Source organism: Pyxidicoccus fallax, assembly GCF_012933655.1.
Lineage (GTDB): Bacteria > Myxococcota > Myxococcia > Myxococcales > Myxococcaceae > Myxococcus > Myxococcus fallax.
In genome coordinates, this window is record NZ_JABBJJ010000197.1 from 1 (window position 1) to 24,032 (window position 24,032).

The window sequence follows — 24,032 nt, forward strand, 5'->3', positions numbered from 1 at the left end:
ATGGCAGCAAGGCGGGCTTCGCGCGGGAGGTGCGCCAGTGGGCCGAGACCGAACTCTGCCGCATCGCACGCGTGGACTTCGAGCTGGCGCGGCCGGAGGGCGGCTTTCGCGAGGTCTTCGACAGCTTCTGGGAGGACCTGGCGTGGTGCGCGACGAGAAAGCCGGAGCTGTTCCACTTCACCTTCATGCATTGGCATCCGGACTCGCTGGAGCCGGAGGCGTTGGGCAGTCAGGCGCGGGAGGTGGTGAGGGAGGTGCTGGCGCACGGTGAGCGCGAGGGGGCGCTGGCGCCTGGAAGCGTGCAGGTGGGCGAGGGGCTCATCTGGGGAGCGCTGGCGGAGCTGGTGCGGGCGGTGGCGCGAGGGGACGAGCAGAGCGCGCTGGAGAACGTCCGTCCCATGGGACGGGTGCTCTGGAAGGCGCTGGCGGCGGAAGAGGACCGCGGTGCCGGAGGCGGGCGAACGCCTCCGCTGGAGGGCGTTGGCACCGAAGGCGCCGAGGCAGAAGGTGCGGGGACTCCTCCGCTGGTAAGCGCGTTGCATCCGGGCGCCGCGGCGCTGGACGCGTTCGGAGCGGAAGACTCGGGTGCAGGCAGCGTGGGGACTCCGCTACCGGATCGGGTGCCCCAGGACGCTTCAACTGCCCGCGACTCTGGGACAGAAGCGCTCGGAGCGACGAGCTTGCGTCGAGGTGACAGCTTCCGCCGGAGCGGGACATGCCCTCCAGCTCGACAGCATGCTCGCTCCCCTTGTTCCGTGCGCCGATCCGCTTCGAGCTTCGCCGGGCGGAACCCTTCTCCGCGCAGTGCCTTACGGCGTCCTGAATCAATCGCACGACCGACGCAGGCGCTCGTCGTGGGCGTTCCGACGTGCACATTGGCGGCTCAACCCCTCGCCTCACCAGGGCAGGTCGAACTCCATTCGAAGCCGCGCCGTGGCGGTGCAGTGAAAGCCACGCCCCTGTCACCAGGGCAGGTCGAACATCACCGCCACGTGCACCATGAAGGCGAAGCGCTCCCGTTGCGCTCCGGCGATGGGGAAGTAGTCGGCGCCGAGGTCCACCGCGCCCGAGACCCTGCTCGACAGCGTGAACCGCCCGCCCACCACGGGCCCCGCTCCATACCGGCCGAGGTCGGGGAACAACGTGGTCCCCGCGCCCAGGAAGGTCCTCCAGGCCCCCTGCCCCGCCAGCACCCCGCCCTGGAACTGGTAGGCGGGAAAATCGCCGGGCACCACGCGTGCGCTCCCGCTCACTTCCAGGAGCCTCCGTTGCATGAAGCCACCCGTGTGCACCGTCGGCTCCGCCCGGGCGGGCGTGGAGAAGAGCAGGCAGCTCACCAGGGCCATTCCCAGGGCACGGAGCCACGCAGAGGGCCCGTCAAACACAGACAATCGGAGCGGTCGGTGCATCCTTCACTCCTACGCCCCTGGGAAGGAATGCACCGTGAGGCACCTCACACACCTGAGGTGAGCACGCTCACAACCCGCGGGCTCAGGAGCGGACGCGAATCACCAGCTTGCCGAACGGCCCGCGGTCCAGGTGCTCCAGCGCCTTCGGGAACTCGGCGAGGGGGTACACCGCGTCGATGACCGGCTTCAGCGCGAGCCGGTCCACCGCGCTCACCAGCTCCTCCAGGCCCCGCCGATGACCGACGAAGATGCCCTGGACGATGGCCTGCGTCTGTATCAGCGGCACCACCTGGAAGCGCGCCTCGAAGCCCTCCAGCACTCCAATCAGGGAGATGCGTCCCCCCGGCGCGATGGCCCGCGCCGAGCGCCCGAGGTTCTCTCCCCCGACCAGCTCCAGGATGTGGTCGGCGCCCCGCCCCTGCGTCAGCTCCAGCACCGTCTTCTCCCAGTCTGGGGTGTGGAGGCGGTGGATGCCGTGCGCCGCGCCCAGTTCCCGGACGCGCGCGAGCTTGCCCTCGTCACCGGACACCACGATGACTCGCGCCCCCATGGCCGACGCGAGCTGCACCGCGAACAGCGACACGCCACCCGTGCCCTGCGTCACCACCGTCTGCCCCGGCCGCAGCCCGCCCAGCTCCATCAGCGCCGTCCACACCGTGAGCGCGGCGCACGGAAGCGTGCTCGCCCCCACGCCGTCCAGCGTCTCGGGGGCGGCCACCAGCCACTGCTCGGGCAGAGCCACGTACTCGGCCAGCACACCGGGCACGCTGCCCCCGAGGGCTCGCGGCGACCGGGGCGGCGGGCCATCCACCCAGTCCGTCTGGAAGTTGGCGATGACGCGCGCGCCCTCCTTGAACCGCTGCACGCCCGCTCCGACGGCGACGACCTCGCCCGCCATGTCGGAGGTGGGGACCAGCGCCTGGGGACCTCCCGTGTAGCCTCCCATGTCGATGACGAGCTTCTCGCGGTAGTTGAGGGATACCGCCGAGACGCGCACCAGCACCTCGCCCGGCGCCGGCTTCGGAATCTCCACTTCCGCCAGCTCCAGGTGCTGCCGTCCGGACTGCCGCATCTGCCAACGCTTCATCGTGCCGCCCATCGTTCGCTCCGGGGTCATGCGTGAACACCGCAGGAGCGATATAGAGACGAGCCGATTTCTCCAGTGACGACACTTCGTCGACTCACTGGCGACATCCAGGCACCAATCGGAGCCGCGCCATGATGAATCGCCTCAGCGGAGTCCTCTCCTTCGTCCAGGCCGCCGACGCCGGCAGCTTCGCGCTCGCCGCCGAGCGCATGGGCCTGTCGCGCTCGGCGGTGGGCAAGAGCATCGCCCGCCTGGAAGAGCGGCTCGGGACGCGCCTGTTCGTGCGCACCACGCGCAATCAGAGCCTCACCGATGACGGTCAGGCCTTCTACGAGCGCTGCGTGCGCGCGCTGTCGGAGTTGGAGGCCGCCGAGGCGGTGCTGGACTCGGGCCGCCGCGCTCCCACCGGGCGCCTGCGCGTGAGCGCGCCGGTGATGATAGGCCGGTGCTGCGCGGCGCCGGTGCTCTGGGAATTGGCGCGCCAGCATCCCGGGCTGGAGCTGGAAATCGCCTTCAGCGACCGCGTGGTGGACCTCATCGAGGACGGCTACGACCTGGCCGTCCGCGTCGCGCCCCTGACGGACCATGCCGGCCTCACGGCCCGCCGGCTCGGCGTCCAGGAGATGGTGGTCTGCGCCTCACCGGAGTACCTCGCGAGACATGGCCGTCCCGAGACGCTCGCGGACGTCGAGCACCACGAGGTCGTCGCCTACGGCCGCAACGGCGTGGGCAAGCCCTGGCGGTTCCCGGATGGCCAGGGCGGCGAGAAGGTGGTGCCCATCCGCTCGCGCCTGCTCTTCGACGACGTGGAGACCGTCGCCGACGCCACGACCGAGGGCGCCGGACTGGGGTGGCTGCCGTCCTGGCTCGTCGCGGAGCGGATTCGCGACGGGCGGCTCGTGGTGGTGCTGGAGCAGGAGCGCCGCTACAGCAACGAGGTGTTCGCCGTGTGGCCGCAGAACAAGCACCTGCCCTCGAAGGTGCGCGCCGCCATCGACGCGCTCGTCGCGCGCATCCCCGAGCGGCTGGCGGCGTGCACCCTCGAAGCCCCGAGCGTCAGCGGGGCCGCCGGCTCTCCTGGAAGGTCACCTCCAGCGGCACTTCCTTCCCATCACGGACGACCACCGCGGTCACCGTCTCGCCGGGCTTCGAGGCGTTGAGCACGAACATCAGGTCCTCGACGCCGCCAATCACGTGCTTGCCGAGCCGCACGAGGACGTCGCCGCGCTTCATGCCCGCATGCTCCGCCGCGCCCCCGGCGCGCACGCCCGCCAGCAGCATGCCCTTCCGCCCGTCCGGCGGGCCCGCGTAGTCCGGCACCGTGCCCAGCGACGCGTTGAAGCTGCGCAAGTCCCCGCGCGGCGCCGGTGAGGGCACCTTGCGGTAGGTGAGCGCCGTCTGCCCGTCCAGCGCCAGCGCCACGGCCGAGACGATGTCCGCCACCCGCGCCGTGCCCGCCACGTTGAGCGTCTCCACCGTGTCCGACGGCTTGTGGTAGTCCGAGTGCGTCCCCGTGAAGAAGTGCAGCACGGGGACGCCGGCCGCGTAGAACGGTGAATGGTCGCTCGGGCCGTACCCGTCGCCGCTGGAGGTGCACGGGACGCGGGCCTTCTCGCAGGCGGCGGTGATGAGCGGCCCCCACTCGGCGGCGGACTCTGCGCCCAGCACCGTCAGTCCTCCGGCGCGCAGCCGGCCCACCATGTCCAGGTTCAGCATGGCGGCGATGCCCTTCATGCCCGCGTCGCCCCGCTGCCGCGTGAAGTACGTGGAGCCGAGCACGCCCGTCTCCTCGCCGGAGAAGGCGACGAAGAGCACGTCGCGCTTCAGCCGCTCGCGCTGCCCCGCGAGGGTGCGCGCGATTTCCAGCAGCCCCGCCACGCCCGACGCGTTGTCGTCCGCCCCACCGTGCGGCTCGCTCCGGTCCGGCGTGAGCGAGTAGCGCCCGCCCAGGCCCAGATGGTCATAGTGGGCGCCAATCACGATGGCGCCCGGCAGCTTCCCCTCGCCCGCCTCCAGCAGCGCCGCCACGTTGAAGGCGTCGCGCTTCTCGAAGTCGAGCCGCACGTCCACGCGCGCGTCCACCCGCTGGCCCTTCTCCAGCGCCGCCATCAGCGGCTCCAGCGCCGCGCGCTTCACCACCACCACGGGGATGCCCGCGTCCCCGGGCCCTTCCGGAGACAGGCCGGGCAGCGACGCCTCGGGCGGCGGCGTCCAGTCCTTCACCGGAGGCGTGGGCGCTTCGGGCCAGTCCACGACGAGGAGCGCCTTCGCGCCCCGCTGCGCCGCGGCCCAGGCCTTGTAGCGGAGGTCTCCGAAGCGCCGCTGCTTGTCCGTGTCCGAGAAGGCCGCCGTGTCCGGCACGAAGCGCCGCACCACCGCAATCTTCCCCTTCACGGAGCGCTTCGCGTAGTCATCCACCTTCAGCGAGGGCTCGACGATGCCGTACCCCGCGAGCACCAGCGGCCCCTGCGCCACCGCCTGCGCGGAGAACCCCAGCACCGTGTACGCGTCCCCCGGCAGCACCGTGCCGCCGAGCTTCACCTCCGTCCCCGCGCCGGGCTTCACCGCCGTGGTCACCGGGAACACCTGACGGAAGGAGCCCGCGTCCCCCGCGGGCTTCAGGCCCAGCTCCTGGAAGCGCGCCTCGATGTGCCGGCCCGCCGCCTCCAGCCCCGCGGTGCCGATGCCGCGCCCCTCGCGCTCCGGGGCCGCGAGGAAGGCGACGTCCCGCTTGATGCGCTCGGTGGCCGTCTCCGCGACGCTGGCGGGCGTGGCGTCGTCCACCCAGCGCGCGAGGAAGACGTTGGTGTCGTTGCGGCCGGGCGCCGTGGCGCGGTTGCTGGAGAACACGAGCCACTTCCCGTCCGGGGAGAACATGGGGAAGCCGTCGAAGCCCGGCGCGTGGGTGATGCGCTCCAGGTTCGCGCCGTCGAGGTCCACCGCCCAGATGTCGAACTCGCGGCCCTTCGGGTCGCCGTGGTTGGACGAGAAGAGGATGCGCCGGCCGTTGGGGTGGAAGAAGGGCGCGAAGGCGGCGGCGTTGAGCCACGTCACCTGCCGCGCCTCGGAGCCGTCCGCGTTGGCCACGTACAGCTCCAGCTTCGTGGGCCGCACCAGCCCCCGGGCCAGCAGCGCCTGGTAGTCCTCCAGCTCCTTGCCGGGCCGGGGCCGCGAGGCGCGCCAGACAATCTTCGAGCAGTCCGCGTTGAAGAACGCGCCGCCGTCATAGCCGGGCGTGTGCGTCAGCCGCCGCACGTTCTTCCCGTCCCGGTCCATGCGGTACAGCTCCAAATCGCCATCCCGCACCGACGTGAAGAGGATGGAGCCGTCCTTCGCGCAGACGGTGCCCTCCGCGTCGTAGCCCGGCGTCTCCGTCAGCCGCGTCACCTCGCCGCTCCCGTCCGCGCGCGACAGGAAGATGTCGTACGTGTCGTAGAGGGCCCAGACGTAGCCCATGGAGTGGTCCGGGCGCGGCGGGCAGGCCTCGCCGCCCAGGTGCGTGGAGGCGTAGATGAGCTCCTGGTCCCCCGGCAGGAAGTGCGCGCACGTCGTCGCGCCCCTGCCGCTCGACACGGGCGTCAGCGCGGGCGCCGCGCTCCCCGGGTCCATGGCCATGCGGAAGATGCGGTCACACCCCATGCCCTCCAGCCGGGCCTGGAGCGACAACTGCTTGCCGTCGAAGGACCAGTAGGCCTCCGCGTTCTCCCCGCCGAAGGTGAGCTGGCGCAGGTCGGCCAGGCGCACCTCCTGGGGCAGCGCGGGCGCGGTGGACGCCGGAGGACGGGCCTCCTCCGGAGCGGGTCCGGTGCCCGACGGGGTGGCACAACCAACGAGGGCCAGGAAGGGGAGCAGATGACGCTTCATGGCTGAAACCATGACAAACCCGTGAAGCCAGCTCAATGTGTACCTGGGTTGTAGGTGCACCAGCCCCTGGACGAGACTGCCGCCCGCCAAAACCCCGGAGGGTCAGGATGGGAATCGCAGAGCGCAAGGCCGCGAAGCAGTTCGAGGAGACGCACTACGCGAAGCTCAAGAAGGACATCGACGCGGCGGCGGGCTTCGAGGTGCCGGTGGAGGTGGACTGGGCCACGCTCGCGCTGGACGGCTACGAGCACCTCTACGAAGAGGCGTGGACGAAGGTCTACTTCGAGCCGCTCATCGGCGCGCTCCGGGCCATCGGCCAGGACGAGCTGGGCCGCGAGTTCCTGAAGGGCGCGCTCAAGCGCATCCTCATCCGCAACACCAACGACACCTCGTACGCCGGCAACGTGGCCACCTTCAAGGAGGGCGTGCTCACGCTGGACCACCAGCCCTTCACCAACGTGGACGACGTGAAGGACCGGCAGGAGGCCATCCAGAAGACGCTGGAGGCCGCGCCCGAGGCACCCAATCCCTACGCGAACGAGAACCCGGCGCGCGTGCTGCTCGACTGGAACGCGAAGGGGGTGAACGCGGCGCTGTACGCGGTGCTGCGCCTCGCCGGGCGCCAGCAGGCCGGCATCCCCCTGCTGCTGCCGCGCGTGACGCTCTCCTTGCGCAGCGGGCGCGCCGTGTCCGGCTTCGTGAAGGAGATGCTGGAGGACCGCCACGAGGGTCGCTCCGTGCTCCTCTACTCGCCCCGGGAGAATGGCATCCCCTACGACGAGGCCACCCTCATCCCCGTGGGCATCATCGAGACCCTCTCCATCCTCGACGTGCCGGCCTTCGGCACCCTCCAGCGTGACGCGGCGGCGGTGCCCTCCGTGCTCCAGCTGCGCCGCCAGCTCGCCCAGATGGAGTCCCGCGTGCGCGCCGCCACGGAAGCCTCCATCGCCCTGGGCCTCGCGTCCGGCGTCAACGCGTCCAGCGCCGACGAGCTGCGGGCGCTCGGCTTCCTCGCGGAGCGCACGCGCGAGGTGCTGGAGGCGCTGGTGAAGGACGACCTCGGCCGCGCCGCCCTGCGCGAGAAGGTGAAGCGCATCCACCTGCGCACCGACAAGCACGCCTCCGTGACACTCACGGACGGGACGCTGGAAGTCGTCACCGGCCGCCTCCCCGTGGACTGGTACACCCGCGGCGAGCTGGAGGCCGCGGTGCAGGCCGCGCTCTGACTTTCGGCCACCCCCGGACTCGTTTAGGAAGGGGTGGCATGAGCCGCCCCTGCCCCATCTGTCTCCAAGCCTCGCTTCGCACCATCCAGGTGAGCGGCGTCCACCTGGACACCTGCGACCGCTGCAACGGGCACTGGTTGGAGCACGGCGAGCTGGAGCGGCTGGCTCCCGCATGGAAGGCGGACGCGCTGTGGGAGGCGCTGCGGAACGCGCCCCGGCGCTGCCGCCATGCGAAGCACCATGTCCCCCATACCCGGGAGCAGTGCGGGCTGTGTGGCTCGCCGGCCGCCCGCTGCCCCACCTGCGACGAGCACCTCTCCCAGGTGCGCCTGCCCGTCTGCGCGGTGGACGTGTGCGGTGGGTGTCACGGCCTCTGGCTGGACAAGGATGAGCTCCAACTGCTTCGGCGAGCACCCAGGCAATCGCTCAAGCCCCTGGTGGGAGCCGCCGCCGTCGCCGCCGTCACCGCCGCCGCCGTGGCCGCCGCCCAGGCGTCGCCCGGCCCCAGCCCGGCCTCCTCCACGTTCCGGGACATCGGAGAGGACGCGGCGGAGGTCGCCGTGGAGGTGGTGACCGACGGGGCGCTGGAGCTGCTCGTGTCGGGTGCCGGCACGGTCGCCGAGGTGGCGGTGGAGGGAGCGTCTGTTGTCGGTACGGCAATCGCCGAGACCATGGCCGCCGTACTGGGGGCCGTCGTGGAAGTCTTCGACTGAACTCCCCTATGCTCATCGCGGCTGTCCCGGAGGGTGGGCCGGGGAGTCTTCCAGGAGAAGGCTGGATGAGACACAGCGTGAGTGCGAACGACACCGTTTCCGACCGCCGTCGTTTTCCACGGCTCGCTGCTCCGCTGTACGCGCGTCCCGCGAGGCTGCGGCGCGTGGACAAGCAGAAGGTGCTGGACGCCAGCCTCGGCGGCATCCGCATCTACTCCGACGACGACTACAAGATGGACAGCCCGCTGGAGCTGGACCTGTTCCTGAAGGACGGCACCTCGCTCCAGTGCTACGCGCGCGTGGCGTGGACGAAGCGGCTGCCCGACAAGGCCGTGGCCCGCTACGAGGTGGGCCTGGCCTTCACCGACGTGGCGGCCGGCACGCTGGACCAGCTCAAGACGGTGCTCATCGACGACGAGGGCGGCCCGGACACGCCGTAGCCGCCCCCGGACGTCTTCGCTGCTCCGCTACGCCAGCCCCAGGCCCTGCGCGACGCGCTTGCCGTACTCCGCGTCGCATTGGGTGAGGTGGTGCACCATGCGGTCCTGGATGGCCCGGTCGCACTGCTTCAGCGCGCCCACCAGGTTCTTGATGAGCTCGTCACGCTCCCACGGCTGGAAGGCCCGGTAGCGCGCGCCGGCCTGCCCGTAGTTGTTGGTGCGGCTGATCTCCTTGCGGATGACCTCGCCGGACACCTTCGGGTGGTGGCCCGGGTAATCGCGGGCCGCCTCGCGCGGCGCCGAGTGCATGCTGGGCTCGTAATTCACATGCGGGTTCTGGTCCTGCTCCGTGTTCTGGTTGTCGAACGCCATCTGCCCGTCGCGCTGGTTGGTGCTCACGCGCGTCCGGGGACGGTTGATGGGCAGTTGCAGGTAGTTGGGGCCCACGCGGTAGCGCTGCGTGTCCGAGTACGAGAACGTGCGGCCCTGCAGGAGCTTGTCGTCGGAGAAGTCCATGCCGTCGACGAGCACGCCGGTGCCGAAGGCCACCTGCTCCACTTCCGCGAAGTAGTTGGTGGGATTGCGGTCCAGCACCATGCGGCCCACGGGGCGCAGCGGGAACTGCTCCGGCGGCCAGATTTTCGTCGCGTCGAGCGGGTCGAAGTCCAGCTCGGGGTGCTCGCCGTCCTCCATGATCTGGACCTGCAGCTCCCACTCGGGGAAGTCCCCGCGGGCGATGGCGTCGTACAGGTCGCCGGTGGCGTGGTTGAAGTCCTTGGCCTGGATGGCCTGGGCCTGCTCCTGGGTGAGGTTGCGCTCACCGCCCTTGGGGATGAAGTGGTACTTCACCAGCACCGCCTCGCCCCTGGCGTTGACCCACTTGTACGCGTGGACGCCGGAGCCGCGCATCTCGCGGTAGTTGGCGGGGATGCCCCACGGGCTGAAGAGCCACGTAATCATGTGCATCGCCGCCGGCGTCAGGCTGATGAAGTCGAAGATGCGGCGCGCGTCCTGCCGGTTCGTCACCGGGTCCGGCTTGAAGGCGTGCACCACGTCCGGGAACTTCATGGCGTCACGGATGAAGAAGACCTGCAGGTTGTTGCCCACCAGGTCCCAGTTGCCGTCCTCCGTGTAGAACTTGAGCGCGAAGCCGCGCGGGTCTCGCAGCGTCTCGGGCGAGTGGCCGCCGTGGATGACGGACGAGAAGCGGGCGAACATGGGCGTGCGCTCGCCCTTCTTCTGGAAGAGCTTGGCGCGCGTGTACCTGCTGATGGGCTCGTTGCCCACGGTGCCGTAGGCCTCGAAGTACCCATGGGCGCCCGCGCCGCGCGCGTGCACCACGCGCTCCGGGATGCGCTCGCGGTCGAAGTGGCTGATTTTCTCCAGGAAGTGGTAGTTCTCCAGCACCGTCGGGCCGCGATCTCCCACCGTGCGGTTGTTGTTGTTGTCGTAGACCGGGTGCCCCTGCCGGGTGGTGAGGGAAGGACCCTTGCCCGACTGACCGTCGTTCGACTGGCTCATGACGCTCCTGGCGTTCGTCTGGGTTCGTGCCGCGAATGAGGGAAGGATGCGCCTCGCGGGCTGAGCGTTCCAAGACATCGTATCGATGCACTTGATAGCTTTACCCTATGAACCTCGCCCCCCACCCGTTCACCCTCCGGCAGCTCCAATATTTCGTCGCGGTCGCGGAGGCGCTCAGCTTCCGGAAGGCGGCGGAACGGTGCCACGTGTCGCAACCCTCGCTGAGCGCGCAGATTGCGCAGCTCGAGGGCGCGTTGGGCGTGCAACTGTTCGAGCGCGACCGGCGGCGCGTGTTGTTGACTCCCGTGGGACTGGAGTTGGTCGAACGTGCGAGGCGGCTCCTGGTGGAGGTGGACGCGCTGACCGAAGCCGCGAAGCGCGCGGGCGACCCGCTGAGCGGCACGCTGCGGCTGGGCGTCATTCCCACCGTGTCGCCCTACCTGCTGCCAGCGGTGGCGCCCACGCTGCGCAAGCGCTTCCCCCGGCTGACGGTGCGCTGGCTGGAGGACAAGACGGAGGTGCTGGTGCGCGACCTGGACCGGGGCGCGCTGGACGCCGCGCTCGTCGCCCTGGAGGCCGAGGTGGGGGACGTGGAGTCGGCGGTGCTGGCGGAGGACCCCTTCTTCCTGGTGACGCCCAGGGACCACCCGCTCGGCCAGAAGAAGGGCGAGGCGACGCCCGCGGAGCTGCGGGGCCAGGACGTGCTGCTGCTGGACGAGGGGCACTGCTTCCGCACGCAGGCGCTGGCGCTGTGCTCGCGGGCGCGCGCGCACGAGCTGGAGTTCCGCGCGACGAGCCTCCCCACGCTCACGCAGATGATTGCCTCGGGCGCGGGCATCAGCCTGCTGCCCGCGCTCGCGGTGGCCACGGAGGTGAAGCGCTCGGACCTCAAGGTGCGCCCCTTCGCGGAGCCGGTGCCGAAGCGGACGCTCGCGCTCGTGTGGCGCAAGCGCTCGCCCTTCACCGGCGCGCTGAAGGAGGTGGCCGGGGCCATGCGCGAGGCGTGGCCCCGGAAGTAGCGGGCCCCCTTCAGCCGAGCAGCGTGCCGAGGCTCAAGTCCAGCCGGCTGCGCACCAGGCCCAGGAGGCTCTCCAGCTCCGAGCCCTCCATCCTCATGCGCGAGGCCAGCTCCGCGCGGGTGAGCTTCAGGAGCCGTTCGCGGGCGTGCGCGAGCTGGCGCTGCAGGCCGGAGCGGGACTCGCCGTAGAGGGTGACGAGCCGGTCCAGCGTGAAGCCGTGGAGGTGGTGCAGCCGCAGCAGCGCGCGCTCCCGCTCGGGCATGGATGCCAGCACCTTGCGGAGCACGTCCGCGAGCAGGTCGCGCGAGTCGCGGCGCACCAGCTCGTGCTCCGGGTCCGCCGTGGAGAGCATCCGCGCGAGCGCCTCCGGGGGCTCGTCGAACAGCTCCTGGCGTCCGTCCCGATTCGCCAGCTCACCGACGATGCGCGCGGCGGTGATGCGCACCCACGCCAGCAGCGGGCCTCGGCCGGAGTAGTCCGCGACCTTCGGGGGCGCCTCGCCCCGGTTCATCAGCAGCCGCGAGCGGAGCACCTGGAGCACCTCGTCCAGGGTGGCGGCCGGCAGCGCGCCCAGCTTCGCGGGCACCCGCTGGAGCATGTGCTGGTCGAAGGCGCGCAGGGCCTGGGGGTGCCCTTCCGCGCAGGCGCACGCGAGGTACAGGTCGGTGGCGTGGAGCTGGCGCAGTGTCTCCGCCGTCACCTCGTCCGGCAGGTGCCGGGCCACGTGGCGCAGGAAGGACTCCACCGTGAGCGGCACCGTGGGCCACGCGGCCCGGGCCGCCGCGAGGTGCCCGGCCAGCAGGGCCTCCAGTCCGTCCACCTCCGCCACGCGCGCGCGCCGCTCCAGTGGCACATACGCGCGCAGCAGCGCGGCCAGGGAGCCCGGCGCTTCTGGTGTTTCGCTCATCTCGGTCCCTCCTGTCGCAACCAGGCCTCGACCCGCTCCCGCTCCGGACGTGCCCGGACCCCGAGGCCCATGAGCCGGGTCCGGGCCTCCTCGGCCAGGGCCACCGCACGCGCCCGGTCCGGGGGCTTCAGCGCCCACAGCGCCCGGGCCAGCACGAAGGCGGCCCACCCCGCGTCCCTCCGTTCGCCGGAGGAGCCGCTGAGCCGCTCGCGGGCGCGCTCGGCCAGCGGCACGGCCTTCTCCGGCGCGCCGAGCATCAGGTGCGCCTCGGCGAGGCAGGAATGGTCCCTCGCCAGGTCCATGGCGTCGGGGCCCTGGACGCGCGCGTGCAGCTCCGCGGCGCGGTGGCAGTTCGCGAGCGCCTCCGCTGGCTGGCCCCGGCGCAGGGCCAGCTCCGCCTGCCGCCAGAGCACCATGGCCGCCATGCCGCTCTCCGGGCCGAGGTGCTTGTCCACCAGGGCGCGCGCGTGGAGGATGTCCCTTCGCGCGTCCTCGTAGCGCTTCACCCGGATGTAGGCCGTGGCGCGGAAGAGCCGCACCACGGCGCTGCGCTGGGAGTCGGCCCCCAGCGAGCGCTCGAAGTGGTGGAGCGAGCGCTGGTGGAGCTCCAGCGCCTCGTCGATGCGGTCCGACTCACTGGCGAGCAGCCCCAGGTTCGCCAGCGCGAGGGCCGTCTCGGGGTGGTCCAACCCATGCACGCGCTCATAGGCGGTGAGCGCCCGCTCCATGGCCTCACGCGCCTCGTCGAGCTGTCCCTGGACGCGCAGCATGTTGCCGAGGTTCAGCAGGGGGTCGGCGACGGTGCTGTTCGCCGGAGCGCCCGAGGCCTCATGGATGGAGATGGCGCGGCGCAGGACGGCGATGCTGTCCTCCATCTGGCCCAGGAACTTGCTCGCCACGGCGACGCCGTTGAGGCTGGGAATCAGCTCGGGGTGGTGGGGCCCCAGGTGCCGCTCGCGCAGCTCCAGCGCCTGGCCGTGTAGCGCGAGCGCCTCCGAGTACTTCCGCATGCGGAAGCGGACGCGGGCCAGCATCTGGAGGAACTCCGCCGTGCGCAGCCCCTCGGGCTCGAACACCCCGCGTGCCAGCTCCAGGCCCTGCGTGATTTCCGCCTCCGCCTGGGCGTACTTCCCCTGCTGCAGGAGCAGCGAGGTGTGCCACAGGTGGAAGTCCGCGGCGATGGCCGGGAAGCGCTCGCGGCCGAGGCGCTCCACGGCGGCCCGGGCGTGGTGGATGATGCGCTCGGCGTCCGCGGCGCGCGAGAGCAGCTCGCCCACCACCCACAGCAACCGGCTCCACGCGCGCGCCACCGTCTCGTCGTCGCGGCCGGCCTCGGCGGCCCACAGCGCCTTGTAGAGGATGTCCTCCGCCTCCTTCGCCTTGCCATGCCGGGCGAGGAGATGGCCATGCGTGAGGAGCACCTCGCCCTCCAGGGGCTTGTAGTCCAGCCCGCGGAGGTCCTCGAGGAGGGCGGACGTCAGCTCGAGTCCCTCCGGGTAGCGGCCCGCGTTGAGCAGGGCCTCGGCGTCCGCCAGCTCGCGGCGGGCCGCGTCCACGTGGGGCCGGAGCGCGTCGGGCGGCTGGGGGCGGGCGGTGACCGCCGGAGCGTCCCGGCACCCCTCCAGTCCCTCCAGCGACGAGACGAGCTGCTGGGCATGGCGCACCGTCTGGGCGTCCGCCTTCTCCAGCACGCTGGTGACGGCGGCGAGCTGCCACAGCTTCGCGTCGAGACACGCGGCCGTCTGCCACGCCGCGCTGGTGGGACTCTCGCTGGCGGACATGCAGGCCTCGGTGCGCAGCGTGCGCCACTGGAAGGCGTGGGCGTCCAGCACCGCCGCGACCTTCTCCCAGGCCAGGGAGGCGTAGGGCGCGGCCGTGGCGAGGAAGGCCCCGCGCACGCGCTCGCGTCGCGCGGGGCCCCACGCCGCGTCCAGCTTCTCCGCCTCCCTGGCGCAGCGGGCCTCGCTCCGCTGTGCCACCGTGAAGGCCCCCGCCGCGCCCACCAGGCACGCCGCGCCGGTGAGCGCCGCCACCCGCGCCCATGTGCGCCGGGGCGGTGGAGCGAGCGCGGCCAGCAGCGGCTCCATGGACGGGTAGCGCTCCTCGGGACGCGCCCGCAGCCCGCGCAGCACCGCGCGCCGCACCCAGGCCGGCACCTTCAGGCCACGCGCCGGCGGGCGCACCCGGCCCTCGCGCGCGGCGCGGGTCACCGCCTCCAGGCTGTCGCCATCGAAGGGGCGCACGCCGTGGAGCGCCTCGTGGAGCGCCACGCAGAAGCTGAACTGGTCGGAGAGCGCGTCGGCCCGCCGCCCGTCGAACAGCTCCGGCGCCATGTAGGCCGGCGTGCCCAGCACCACGCCCGTCCGCGTGAGGGGGCTGGCGAGGACTTCGGGAGTGGACGCGGCTCCGCCGGACTCCTCCCGGGTCGCCGCGCCCTGCTCGCGGTTGAGGGGCCGGGCCATGCCGAAGTCCGTCACCCGCACGCGCCCGTCGCGGCCCAGCAGGACGTTGGCGGGCTTGAAGTCCCGGTGGACGAGGCCGGCCGCGTGCGCCGCCGCCAGCCCGCGCCCGGCCTCGTCGAAGACGCGCAGCACCTCCTGCCAGGAGTGCGGCTGCTTCAGCCACTCCGCCAGCGTGACGCCGTCCACCAGCTCCATGGCCAGGAAGACGCGGCCGTCATGCGTGCCCACGTCGTGGACGGTGACGACGTTGATGTGGGAGAGGCGGGCCAGCGCCTGCGCCTCCAGCAGCAGCCTCAGCCGCAATTCCTCCAGGTGGTGCCCCTCCGGCCGCAGCACCTTGAGGGCCACCTGCCGGTCCAGCCCCGGGTCATAGGCCGCGTACACCACGCCCATGGCCCCCGAGCCGATGCGCTCCAGCACCACGTACCGCGACAGCGTGGCGCCGCGCTCCAGCGACACGGAAGCCGACGCCCCGGCCCCATCCACCCCTGGCGAGGATTCGCCCCCGGCCGCCGCCGCCAGCACGCGCTGGCAGTCGGTACACCCGTCGACGTGCGTCAGCACCCGGGGCCGCTGCTCCGCCGGAAGTCCCCCCGCGAGCAGCTCGCTCAGCGTCGTCTCGTCCGGACACGTCGACATGCGTCACAAACGTATCAGGGTTTCATGACACTCCCCCGCTCCCTCTCGCGACGTGAAGCTGTGCGAAGAGCACGGAAATTTCCGAAGCGGCTGTGGCTCCGGGTTTGGGGACGACGGGTGCGGCCAGCGTCGTGTGCCGGCCGCGCCGTGCTTTCAGCGCGCGTCAGTGCGGATGGAGGTCGTCGCGCACGGAGAGGCCGCCGGGCCGCAGCGACTTGCCCTCCTGCCAGAGCAGCTCCTCCACGCGCAGGAGGAGGTCCGATAGCCCCTCTCCCGTCTCCGCGCTGATGGGGATGCCGTCGTGGGCCTGGGCGGCGAGGTGGGCCTGGTCTCCCTTCACGCCGCCCTCCAGGAGGTCGCTCTTGTTGAAGACGCGCAGGCGGGGAATCTCGTGCAGGTCGAGGTTCTTGAGGATGCGCTCCACGGCCTCGATTTGCAGGGGGTGCTCCGGGTCCGCCGCGTCCACCACGTGCAGGAGCAGGTCGGCGTCGGCCAGTTCCTCGAGGGTGGCGCGGAAGGCGCTCACCAGCATGGGCGGGAGCGCGCGGATGAAGCCCACCGTGTCGGTGATGACGACCTCGCGGTCCCGGGGGAAGCGCAGCCGGCGGCTGCTCGGGTCCAGCGTGGCGAAGAGCTTGTTCTCCGCCCGCACGCCCGAGTTCGTCAGCCGGTTGAGGAGCGTGGACTTGCCCGCGTTCGTGTAGCCGACGATGGAGAGGATGGGCACGTCGTGCCGCCGGCGCTGCTGGCGGCGCAGCTGCCGGCTGGCGCTCAGCGCGTCGATGCGCTTCTCCAGGATGGAGATGCGCTCGCGCACGCGGCGGCGGTCGATTTCGAGCTTCGTCTCACCAGGGCCTCGTCCGCCGATGCCGCCCATGAGGCGCGACAGGCCCTCGTCCCGCTGGGCGAGCCGGGGCAGGCGGTAGCGCAGCTGGGCCAGCTCCACCTGGAGGCGGCCCTCGGCGCTGTGCGCGTGCTGGGCGAAGATGTCGAGGATGAGCTGCGTGCGGTCCAGCACCTTGAGGTCCGTGTGGTCCGCGATGTGCCGGTGCTGCGAGGGCGTCAGGTCGTGGTCGAAGATGAGCGTGTCCGCGAAGAGCTGCCGCGCGCGCAGGTTGAGTTCCTCCAGCTTGCCCCGGCCAATCATGTAGCGCGGGTCCACGCGGGGCCGCGTCTGGAGCAGCTCGTCGAGGACCTGCACGCCCGCGGTGGCGGCCAGTTCGTGCAGCTCGGCCAGGGAGGACTCGGCCCGCGCGCGGTCTCCAAGCGTCACGCCGACGAGGATGGCGCGGCCCTGGGGCGCCGCCTCGCGGCCGGCGGTGGAGCGGGCGAAGGCCGCCTCCAGCTCCTCGGCCAGGGCCACGGGGTCGAGGTGGAGCTGCTCGACGCTCTCCACGGTCTCCGTCTTCCAGAACCGCCCCCGCTGCTCGGTGACCTCCGGGTCCAGGTGGCCGAGGTAGACGCGGCCCGGGACGCCGTCAGGGCCCGCGATGATGGCGCAGACGAGGTCCAGCCGGAGCAGGGCGAGGTCGGTGACGTCGTCGGGGGTGAGCGGCTCGTCCTTCAGGTGGGTGTGGACGAGGCGCAGGCCACGCAGGCGGATGTCGCCCGCGCGGAGGCGGCCGATTTCGGGGAGCTCCAGCTTGAAGGCGTCGCCGACGATGACGTGCTCGACTTCACCGCGCCGGTCGAGGAGGACGCCCACCTGCCGGCCCGTCTCGCGGGAGATGGTGGTGAGGTGGTGGGCGAGCTCGGGGCTCGTCACCTCATCGGGCCTGACGCGCAGCCGCCATGTGGCCTCCAGGTGCTTCAGTTGGCTCGGCTTGAGTCCCAGGGTGTTTCCGCTGATGGCAGGAATGGCGCCCTCCTCGAGGCGTGGAGCGTGCTCCGTCCAGGGCTCACGCTAAGCACTGTGGAGGCGCTCCCGGGCGCGGCGGGGCCGGGAGTGCTCGCCCCTCCCCGGGCCTGGACAGGGAGCGGCCGGGCGCCGCAGGCTCGCGTCCATGCATGCGCTCGCGCCCACGGAATCGCACCTTCGTCCAGGACGCGCCGGTTCCGCCCGGCTCGCCTTCGAGCGCTCGGGCTCCCGTACCGTGGTGCGCACGGCGCTGGCGCACAGCCCGCTGCGGCTGCTCACCCCGCGCAACCACGGCCATGCGGCCTGGGCCTATACGAGCTCGTTCGGCGGGGGGCTGGTGGACGGAGACCACCTCGCGCTGGAGGTGGACGTGGCGTCGGGTGCCACCGCGTTCTTGTCCACACAGGGGGCGAACCGCGTCTACCGCTCGCCCCGGGGCTGCCGGAGTGATTTGACGGCGCGGGTGGAGGAAGGGGCGTTGCTCGCGGTGGTGCCGGACCCGACGGTGTGCTTCACGGGGGCGCGGTACGCGCAGACGCTGGACGTGCGGCTGGCGGCGGGGGCCTCGCTCGTGCTCGCGGATGTCGTCACCTCCGGACGGGACGCCAGTGGGGAGCGCTGGGCCTTCGCGCACTACACCTCCGCCCTGCGCGTCCGCGTGGGTGAGCGCGCGCTGGTGGACGAGCGCTGGTTGCTGGACCCCACGCATGGGCCGTTGGCGGAGCGCCTGGGGCGCTTCAACGCGATGGCGTCCGTGCTGCTGGTGGGCCCGGTGCTGGCCTCCGCGCGCGAGGCGCTGGCCGCGCATGTGTCGGCGCTGCCCGTGTCGTCCCGCGCGGCAATCATCCCCTCCGCCAGTCCGCTCGGTACGGAGGGGCTGCTGCTGCGGGCCGCCGCGGTCTCCGTGGAGGAGCTGCTGTGCACCACCCGGCAGTGGCTGTCCTTCCTCCCGCCGCTGCTCGGCGACGACCCGTGGGCGCGGCGGGTGTAACCCCGGCGCGCCCAGTGGCGCGAGCCGTTACATGTCGGTCTCGTACTCGGCGTAGGCGGTGAGAATCGGCGACACGGCGCCAGTCCAGTTGTCGATGACCTGGACCCGCTGCTGCGTCACACCCCAGTAGATGTTACGAGTGCAGTACGAGCCCTCCTGCACGCTGTAGCCAATGTAATTGCAGGTGCCGTCCAGCCACTGCACCGTGTAACGGCCACCCGTCTGGTCGAGCCCCATGACGACGAAGACGGCCCGTCCCGACCTCGGACCCATGCCGAAACAGCTCCCCGCGCTGGGAACATCGAACGCGGAGGTGTCGACGTAACACCCCCCCTGCGCCCAGGACACGTTCAGACCCTGAACCTCGGACGCGTCTTCGGCTCGAGCAACGAACGACCCCGTCAGCGCTGCGACAGTGATGACTCCGGCAACCAGATGCTTCATGGCACCTCTCCGGTAAGGGGAGCCGTGAAACTAACGAAGCAATGACAGCCAAACAACTCATGCCAATGAATTGCATATAGCCTGGAGTTTTCGACTCCGGCCTGACACACCCGAGAATGAATCCAGGCCCACCCTGGAAGTCGTTAACGCGGCGCGCTAGCCTGCGGGCGTGCACCTCTCCCCTCGCGATGTCGACAAGCTGCTGCTGCATCAGGCCGGCTTCCTCGCGCAGAAGCGCCTCGCGCGAGGTGTCCGGCTCAACTACCCGGAGGCCGTGGCGCTCATCGCCACCCAGCTGCTCGAGTTCATCCGCGATGGCCGCGGCGTGGCCGAGCTGATGGACCTGGGCCGCCGCTTCCTCGGCCGCGCCAACGTCATGGACGGTGTGCCGGAGCTCATCGCCGAGGTGCAGGTGGAGGGCACCTTCCCGGACGGCACGAAGCTCGTCACCGTGCACCACCCCGTCGTCGCCGAGCACGGCGACCTGGAGCTGGCCCTCTACGGCAGCTTCCTGCCCGTGCCCCCGCGTGAGCGCTTCACCGTGCCCGCGACTCCGTCCCAGGACGGCCCCCCGGGCGAGGTGCGCGTGCAGCCCGGCGAGCTGGTGCTCAACGAGGGCCGCGACGCCATCTCCCTGCGCGTCACCCACCAGGGAGACCGCCCCATCCAGGTGGGCAGCCACTACCCCTTCTTCGAAACCAATCGCGCCCTCGTCTTCGACCGGGCGAAGGCCTACGGCCGCCGCCTGGACATCCCCGCGGGCACGGCCGTGCGCTTCGAGCCGGGCGAGACGAAGACGGTGCGGCTCGTGGCCATCGCCGGCAACGCGGTGGTGCGCGGCGGCAACGCGCTGGGCAGCGGGAAGGTCTCCGCCGAGGGCCGTGAGCGCGCCATGGAGGCGGTGAGACAGCAGGGCTTCGGTCACCAGGAGGAGGGCGAATGAGCCGGAAGATGGACCGCCGCCACTACGCGGACATGTTCGGCCCCACCACGGGTGACCGGGTGCGGCTGGGCGACACGGGCCTGTGGGCCGAGGTGGAGCGCGACGCCACCGTCTACGGCGACGAGTGCAAGTTCGGCGGCGGCAAGGTGCTCCGCGAGGGCATGGGCCAGCAGGCTGGCGTCGGCGACGCCGAGGCGCTCGACTGCGTCATCACCAACGCCCTCATCCTCGACTGGACGGGCATCTACAAGGCGGACATCGGCATCAAACACGGCCGCATCGCCGGCATCGGCAAGGCGGGCAACCCGGACGTCATGGCCGGCGTCACCCCGGGCATGGTGGTGGGCGTCACCACCGAGGCCATCGCCGGAGAGGGCCTCATCGTCACCGCGGGCGGCCTGGACACGCACATCCACTTCATCTGCCCCCAGCAGGCCCACGAGGCGCTCGCCAGCGGCATCACCACGTGGGTGGGCGGCGGCACCGGGCCCGCCACCGGCACCAACGCCACCACCTGCACCCCGGGCGCGTGGAACCTCCAGCGGATGCTCCAGGCCACGGACACGCTTCCGCTCAACATCGGCCTCACCGGCAAGGGCAACACCTCCCTGCCCCACGGGCTGGTGGACCAGATTCGCGCGGGCGCCATCGGCCTCAAGCTGCACGAGGACTGGGGCACCACGCCCGCCGCCATCGACACGTGCCTCTCCGTCGCCGAGGACGAGGACATCCAGGTCACCATCCACACCGACACCCTCAACGAGTCCGGCTACGTGGATGACTCGCTGGCCGCCTTCAAGGGCCGCACCATCCACACCTACCACTCCGAGGGCGCGGGCGGCGGGCACGCCCCGGACATCATCCGCGTGTGCGGCGCGCCCAACGTGCTGCCCAGCTCCACCAACCCCACGCGGCCGTACACGGTGAACACGCTCGACGAGCACCTCGACATGCTCATGGTGTGTCACCACCTGGACCGCGAGATTCCCGAGGACGTCGCCTTCGCGGAGAGCCGCATCCGCGGGGAGACCATCGCCGCGGAGGACATCCTCCACGACATGGGCGCCATCAGCATGATGGCCTCGGACAGTCAGGCCATGGGCCGCGTGGGCGAGGTCATCTGCCGCACCTGGCAGACGGCCCACAAGATGCGCGAGCAGCGCGGCCGGCTGTCCGGAGAGCGCGGCGACAACGACAACCTCCGCATCCGCCGCTACGTGGCGAAGTACACCATCAACCCCGCCATCGCCCACGGGCTGTCCCACGAGGTGGGCTCCGTCGAGGTCGGCAAGCTGGCGGACCTGGTGCTGTGGCGGCCGGCCTTCTTCGGCCTCAAGCCGGAGCTGGTACTCAAGGGCGGCTTCATCGCGTGGGCGCAGATGGGCGACGCCAACGCGTCCATTCCCACCCCACAGCCGTACCTCATGCGGCCCATGTTCGGGGCGCGGGGCCGCGCGCGCGGCGCCACCAGCGTGGCCTTCGTCTCCGCCCGCGCGCTGGCGGAGGGCACCACCCGCGACCTGGGCCTCACCAAGCGCCTGTCCGCGGTGAGCCGCTGCCGGGGCCTGGGCAAGCGGGACATGCAGCTCAACGACGCCATGCCCGCCATCACCGTGGACCCGGAGACCTACGAGGTGCGCGCCGACGGCGAGCTCCTGCGCTGCGAGCCCGCCCGCAGGCTGCCGCTGGCCCAGCTCTACTCGCTGTTCTAGGGGGCCGCGCATGGGCTCCGGCTCCATCTGGAGGCTGCTACAGCTCGGGGACTCGGGCTTTCCCACCGGGGGCTTCGCGCACTCGGGAGGCCTGGAGGCCGCCGTGCAGCAGGGCGAGGTGCGCGGGGCGCCGGAGCTGCGGCGCTTCGTGCGCGAGCTGCTGTGGCAGGCGGGCCATGGCGGGCTGCCCCTCGTCAGCGCGGCGCACGGGGAGCCCGCGACGCTGCCCGCGCTGGACGCGCGCGCGGAGGCATTCCTCACCAACCACGTGGCCAACCGCGCCAGCCGCACGCAGGGCCGGGCCTTCCTGGACACCTGCGCGCGCATCTTCCCTTCCCCGGTGGCGCCGCTGCGCGAGCAGGCCCGCGCGCAAGGGCTGCGCTTCCACCATGCCCCCGTGTTCGGCGCGGTGCTGCGCGCGCTGGACGTGGACGTGACGGACGCGCAGCGGCTGTTCCTGTCCCTGACGCTGCGGGGCACGCTGTCCGCGGCGGTGCGGCTGGGCATCGTCGGCACGCACGAGTCCCACCAGCTCCAGCACCAGGCCACGCCGCTCTTGGCCGCCGTCCTGGAGGCGTGCGCCGGGCTGGGCGTGGACGCGCTGGCGCAGCCCTCGCCCCTGCTCGACTTGCTCGGCTCCACGCACGACCGTCTCTATTCGAGGCTCTTCCTGTCCTGAGGTGAAGCGCACATGCACGACGACCACCGCGGCCACGGCCATGACGATGACCACGACCACGAGCACGAGGAGTGGGACCACCCCGGTCACTTCCACGAGCGCGAGGAGCCGAAGAAGCGCGACTACAAAGCCCGCGCCTTCACCATCGGCATCGGCGGGCCGGTGGGCAGCGGGAAGACGGCGCTGGTGCTGGCGCTGTGCCGCAAGCTGCGCGAGCGTGTGCGCCTGGGCGTGGTGACCAACGACATCTTCACCAAGGAGGACGCCGAGTTCCTGGTGCGCAACCAGGCCCTGTCCCCCGAGCGCATCAAGGCGGTGGAGACGGGCGGCTGCCCCCACGCGGCCATCCGCGAGGACATCAGCCACAACCTGATGGCGCTGGAGCAGCTCATGGAGGAGCTGAACCCCGAGCTGCTCATCGTGGAGAGCGGCGGCGACAACCTGGCGGCGCAGTACAGCCGCGAGCTGGCCGACTACACCGTCTACGTCATCGACGTGGCCGGCGGGGACAAGGTGCCGCGCAAGGGAGGCCCCGGCATCACCCAGTCCGACCTGCTCATCATCAACAAGACGGACCTGGCGCCGCACGTGGGCGCGGACCTGGGCGTCATGGAGCGTGACGCCCGGAAGATGCGCGGCGAGGGGCCCTTCGTCTTCACCCAGGTGACGAAGGGCGTGGGCCTGGACGAGGTGGTGGACCACCTCCTCCGGGCCTGGAGACAGCGGACCGCCGGCTAGCGCTGGCGGATGGCGCGGACCTCGATGTCCACGGGGTTGTCCGGCGTGGACGCGAGGATGCGGTCGCACATGGCGCCGTTGAAGAGGACGCCCTCCTCCACCACGTTCCAGGTGCCGTTACCGGCGGTGGTGCGCTCGCCGTCGATGTAGACGACCACCAGCGACGGGTCCGAGGGACGCTGCGACGGGTCCAGCTTGATGAGGCAGGGCTCGCCCGGGAGGACGGCCTTGCTGATCTTCTCCAGGGCGTCCGCCAGCTCCTCCTGGTTGGCCGCCTGGTAGAAGCCGCGCTGGCACAGGCGCGTGTCGGGGTTGCACGGGTCATTGGGGCCGCAGGACGTCTGCCCGGCCTCGCAGGTGCGGGCGAAGCCGCCGGCCCGGGCCATGGCGTCCAGCACGAGGGGGCCGTTGCCCGCCGCCGTCTCCGCGCCGAAGCCGATGACGATGGTCTTGATCTTCTTGTCGGCCAGCGCCTTCACGGCCGCCGCGGAGGCGTCCAGGTCCAGGCAGCCGCGCCGGCCCGTCTGGTTCGGGGCGCAGTTCGCCGTGGTGCAGCGGCACTGGGCGTCTTCCCCGCTGTAGATGTTGTTCTCGTTGCAGTTGGGCAGACCGTCGGTGAGGAGCACCACGAACTGCTCGCGGTCGGTGTCCTGGAGGGCCGCCAGGTTCCCCACGAAGGTCAGGCTCTGGCTCGTCGGCGTACCGCCCACGGGCTGGCCGACCCCCGAGTTGGGGATGCCCTGGAGGATGTCGTTGATCTTGTTGGCGTGGGCCAGCAGCGAGGCATCATCGTCCGCCGTCGGCATGCCCTGGCGCACGCTGGCGCTCTCCGTGGAGGCGGCCCGGCAGAACGCGTTCAGGCCCGTCTCGCCGCGCGTCTCGGGGTAGGTCGTGAGCGCGAAGCGCACGTGCGGGCCGGTGTCGGCGAGGAACTTCGGCACGGCGGCCTGCAGCTCCGTCCAGCGCGTGGGGCAGACCTGCGGGTTGCAGGCCGCGGAGACGTCCGCGACGCTGCCGCACGTAATCTGCTGATTCTGGTAGGTCGTCCGGCAGTCGGTGTCCGCCTCGTTGACCGGCAGCATCATGGAGGCGGAGGTGTCCACCAGCAGCATGATGTTGGGCTTGCGATTGCGCGCGTGGACGGTCTCCTCGATGGTCGTCTGCGCGAGGAGGAGCGGGTCCACCTCTTCGAAGTCATAGGTCTGACAGGCCCCGGCGAGGGCGCTCACGGTGGCGCCGAACGCAAGGGCGCTCAGCAGGGTCGGCCTGGCGCGCATGGGTGATGAACTCCTTATCAGGTGGAACACGCGAATCCGGTGCCGCGAAGGGTACCGCGCCACCCCCTCTCAACGCTATTCCCACGAGCGCCCTCGCCTGCCC

Annotated in this window: 20 protein-coding genes; 10 read left to right on the plus strand and 10 right to left on the minus strand. The window is 71.5% G+C overall.

The window, feature by feature from the left end:
• The 3 genes from HG543_RS54640 to HG543_RS32955 form a co-directional block, all read right to left on the minus strand.
• Positions 1 to 187, minus strand: a 187-nt coding sequence (locus tag HG543_RS54640) for a hypothetical protein (protein ID WP_211194320.1), incomplete at its 3' end; no start/stop codon positions are given.
• Positions 188 to 962: 775 nt separating this feature from the next.
• Positions 963 to 1,337 carry a hypothetical protein gene (locus tag HG543_RS32950; RefSeq protein WP_169348891.1) on the minus strand — a complete coding sequence of 125 codons (375 nt, stop codon included), beginning with the start codon at positions 1,335 to 1,337 and terminating at the stop codon, positions 963 to 965.
• Between the two features lie 154 nt (positions 1,338 to 1,491).
• Positions 1,492 to 2,526, minus strand: coding sequence for a zinc-dependent alcohol dehydrogenase family protein (locus tag HG543_RS32955; protein ID WP_246357472.1), 1,035 nt, complete (start codon positions 2,524 to 2,526; stop codon positions 1,492 to 1,494).
• A 101-nt stretch (positions 2,527 to 2,627) separates the two neighbouring features.
• Here HG543_RS32955 and HG543_RS32960 point away from each other — a divergent pair, with 101 nt between their 5' ends.
• Positions 2,628 to 3,656: a LysR family transcriptional regulator gene (locus tag HG543_RS32960; RefSeq protein ID WP_169348892.1), complete on the plus strand. Its 1,029-nt coding sequence runs from the start codon at positions 2,628 to 2,630 to the stop codon at positions 3,654 to 3,656.
• Here the strand turns inward: HG543_RS32960 and HG543_RS32965 are convergent.
• Positions 3,553 to 6,360: a M20/M25/M40 family metallo-hydrolase gene (locus HG543_RS32965; protein WP_169348893.1), complete on the minus strand. Its 2,808-nt coding sequence runs from the start codon at positions 6,358 to 6,360 to the stop codon at positions 3,553 to 3,555. The genes HG543_RS32960 and HG543_RS32965 overlap by 104 nt on opposite strands.
• A 107-nt stretch (positions 6,361 to 6,467) precedes the next feature.
• Here HG543_RS32965 and HG543_RS54645 point away from each other — a divergent pair, with 107 nt between their 5' ends.
• The 3 genes from HG543_RS54645 to HG543_RS32980 all read left to right on the plus strand — a co-directional run bounded on the left by HG543_RS54645 (position 6,468) and on the right by HG543_RS32980 (position 8,739).
• Entirely contained in the window at positions 6,468 to 7,586 is a 1,119-nt protein-coding gene (locus tag HG543_RS54645; RefSeq protein ID WP_211194321.1) for a hypothetical protein, read from the plus strand.
• Between the two features lie 38 nt (positions 7,587 to 7,624).
• Positions 7,625 to 8,299 carry a TFIIB-type zinc ribbon-containing protein gene (locus HG543_RS32975; protein WP_169348894.1) on the plus strand — a complete coding sequence of 225 codons (675 nt, stop codon included), beginning with the start codon at positions 7,625 to 7,627 and terminating at the stop codon, positions 8,297 to 8,299.
• A 77-nt stretch (positions 8,300 to 8,376) separates the two neighbouring features.
• Positions 8,377 to 8,739, plus strand: a complete 363-nt coding sequence (locus HG543_RS32980) for a PilZ domain-containing protein (protein ID WP_343073500.1) — start codon at positions 8,377 to 8,379, stop codon at positions 8,737 to 8,739.
• Between the two features lie 27 nt (positions 8,740 to 8,766).
• Here HG543_RS32980 and HG543_RS32985 read toward each other — a convergent pair whose 3' ends face one another.
• Positions 8,767 to 10,260, minus strand: a complete 1,494-nt coding sequence (locus HG543_RS32985) for a catalase (RefSeq protein WP_169348896.1) — start codon at positions 10,258 to 10,260, stop codon at positions 8,767 to 8,769.
• A gap of 107 nt (positions 10,261 to 10,367) precedes the next feature.
• On the opposite strand from HG543_RS32985, the gene HG543_RS32990 reads away from it, so the two are divergent.
• The gene (locus HG543_RS32990; protein ID WP_169348897.1) at positions 10,368 to 11,279 is read left to right on the plus strand and encodes a LysR substrate-binding domain-containing protein; all 912 of its coding nucleotides are present in this window, start codon (positions 10,368 to 10,370) and stop codon (positions 11,277 to 11,279) included.
• 10 nt (positions 11,280 to 11,289) lie between these two features.
• On the opposite strand, the gene HG543_RS32995 is transcribed toward HG543_RS32990, so the two are convergent.
• From HG543_RS32995 to hflX, 3 genes are all read right to left on the minus strand, one after another.
• Positions 11,290 to 12,186, minus strand: coding sequence for an RNA polymerase subunit sigma-70 (locus tag HG543_RS32995; RefSeq protein WP_169348898.1), 897 nt, complete (start codon positions 12,184 to 12,186; stop codon positions 11,290 to 11,292).
• Positions 12,183 to 15,287, minus strand: a complete 3,105-nt coding sequence (locus HG543_RS33000) for a serine/threonine-protein kinase (RefSeq protein ID WP_169348899.1) — start codon at positions 15,285 to 15,287, stop codon at positions 12,183 to 12,185. Before HG543_RS33000 ends, HG543_RS32995 begins: the two co-directional genes overlap by 4 nt.
• A 163-nt stretch (positions 15,288 to 15,450) precedes the next feature.
• Positions 15,451 to 17,145, minus strand: a complete 1,695-nt coding sequence (gene hflX / locus HG543_RS33005) for a GTPase HflX (RefSeq protein WP_169348908.1) — start codon at positions 17,143 to 17,145, stop codon at positions 15,451 to 15,453.
• Between the two features lie 145 nt (positions 17,146 to 17,290).
• Between hflX and HG543_RS33010 the strand changes: the two genes are divergently transcribed.
• Complete coding sequence (locus HG543_RS33010) at positions 17,291 to 18,136, plus strand: urease accessory protein UreD (RefSeq protein ID WP_169348900.1); 846 nt, start codon at positions 17,291 to 17,293, stop codon at positions 18,134 to 18,136.
• A gap of 27 nt (positions 18,137 to 18,163) precedes the next feature.
• Here the strand turns inward: HG543_RS33010 and HG543_RS33015 are convergent, their stop codons facing one another.
• Complete coding sequence (locus HG543_RS33015) at positions 18,164 to 18,409, minus strand: hypothetical protein (RefSeq protein WP_169348901.1); 246 nt, start codon at positions 18,407 to 18,409, stop codon at positions 18,164 to 18,166.
• Positions 18,410 to 18,749: 340 nt separating this feature from the next.
• Between HG543_RS33015 and ureA the strand changes: the two genes are divergently transcribed.
• The 4 genes from ureA to ureG are packed head-to-tail and all read left to right on the plus strand — an operon-like array spanning position 18,750 to position 22,652.
• Positions 18,750 to 19,523, plus strand: a complete 774-nt coding sequence (gene ureA, locus HG543_RS33020) for an urease subunit gamma (RefSeq protein ID WP_169348902.1) — start codon at positions 18,750 to 18,752, stop codon at positions 19,521 to 19,523.
• Positions 19,520 to 21,235: an urease subunit alpha gene (gene ureC, locus HG543_RS33025; protein WP_169348903.1), complete on the plus strand. Its 1,716-nt coding sequence runs from the start codon at positions 19,520 to 19,522 to the stop codon at positions 21,233 to 21,235. The genes ureA and ureC overlap by 4 nt, the downstream gene beginning before the upstream one ends.
• Before the next feature lie 10 nt (positions 21,236 to 21,245).
• Positions 21,246 to 21,914: an urease accessory protein UreF gene (locus HG543_RS33030; RefSeq protein ID WP_169348904.1), complete on the plus strand. Its 669-nt coding sequence runs from the start codon at positions 21,246 to 21,248 to the stop codon at positions 21,912 to 21,914.
• A 12-nt stretch (positions 21,915 to 21,926) separates the two neighbouring features.
• Complete coding sequence (gene ureG, locus HG543_RS33035; protein ID WP_169348905.1) at positions 21,927 to 22,652, plus strand: urease accessory protein UreG; 726 nt, start codon at positions 21,927 to 21,929, stop codon at positions 22,650 to 22,652.
• Here ureG and cglB read toward each other — a convergent pair.
• Positions 22,649 to 23,929, minus strand: a complete 1,281-nt coding sequence (cglB, locus tag HG543_RS33040) for an adventurous gliding motility lipoprotein CglB (RefSeq protein WP_169348906.1) — start codon at positions 23,927 to 23,929, stop codon at positions 22,649 to 22,651. The genes ureG and cglB overlap by 4 nt on opposite strands.
• Positions 23,930 to 24,032 lie beyond the last annotated feature (103 nt).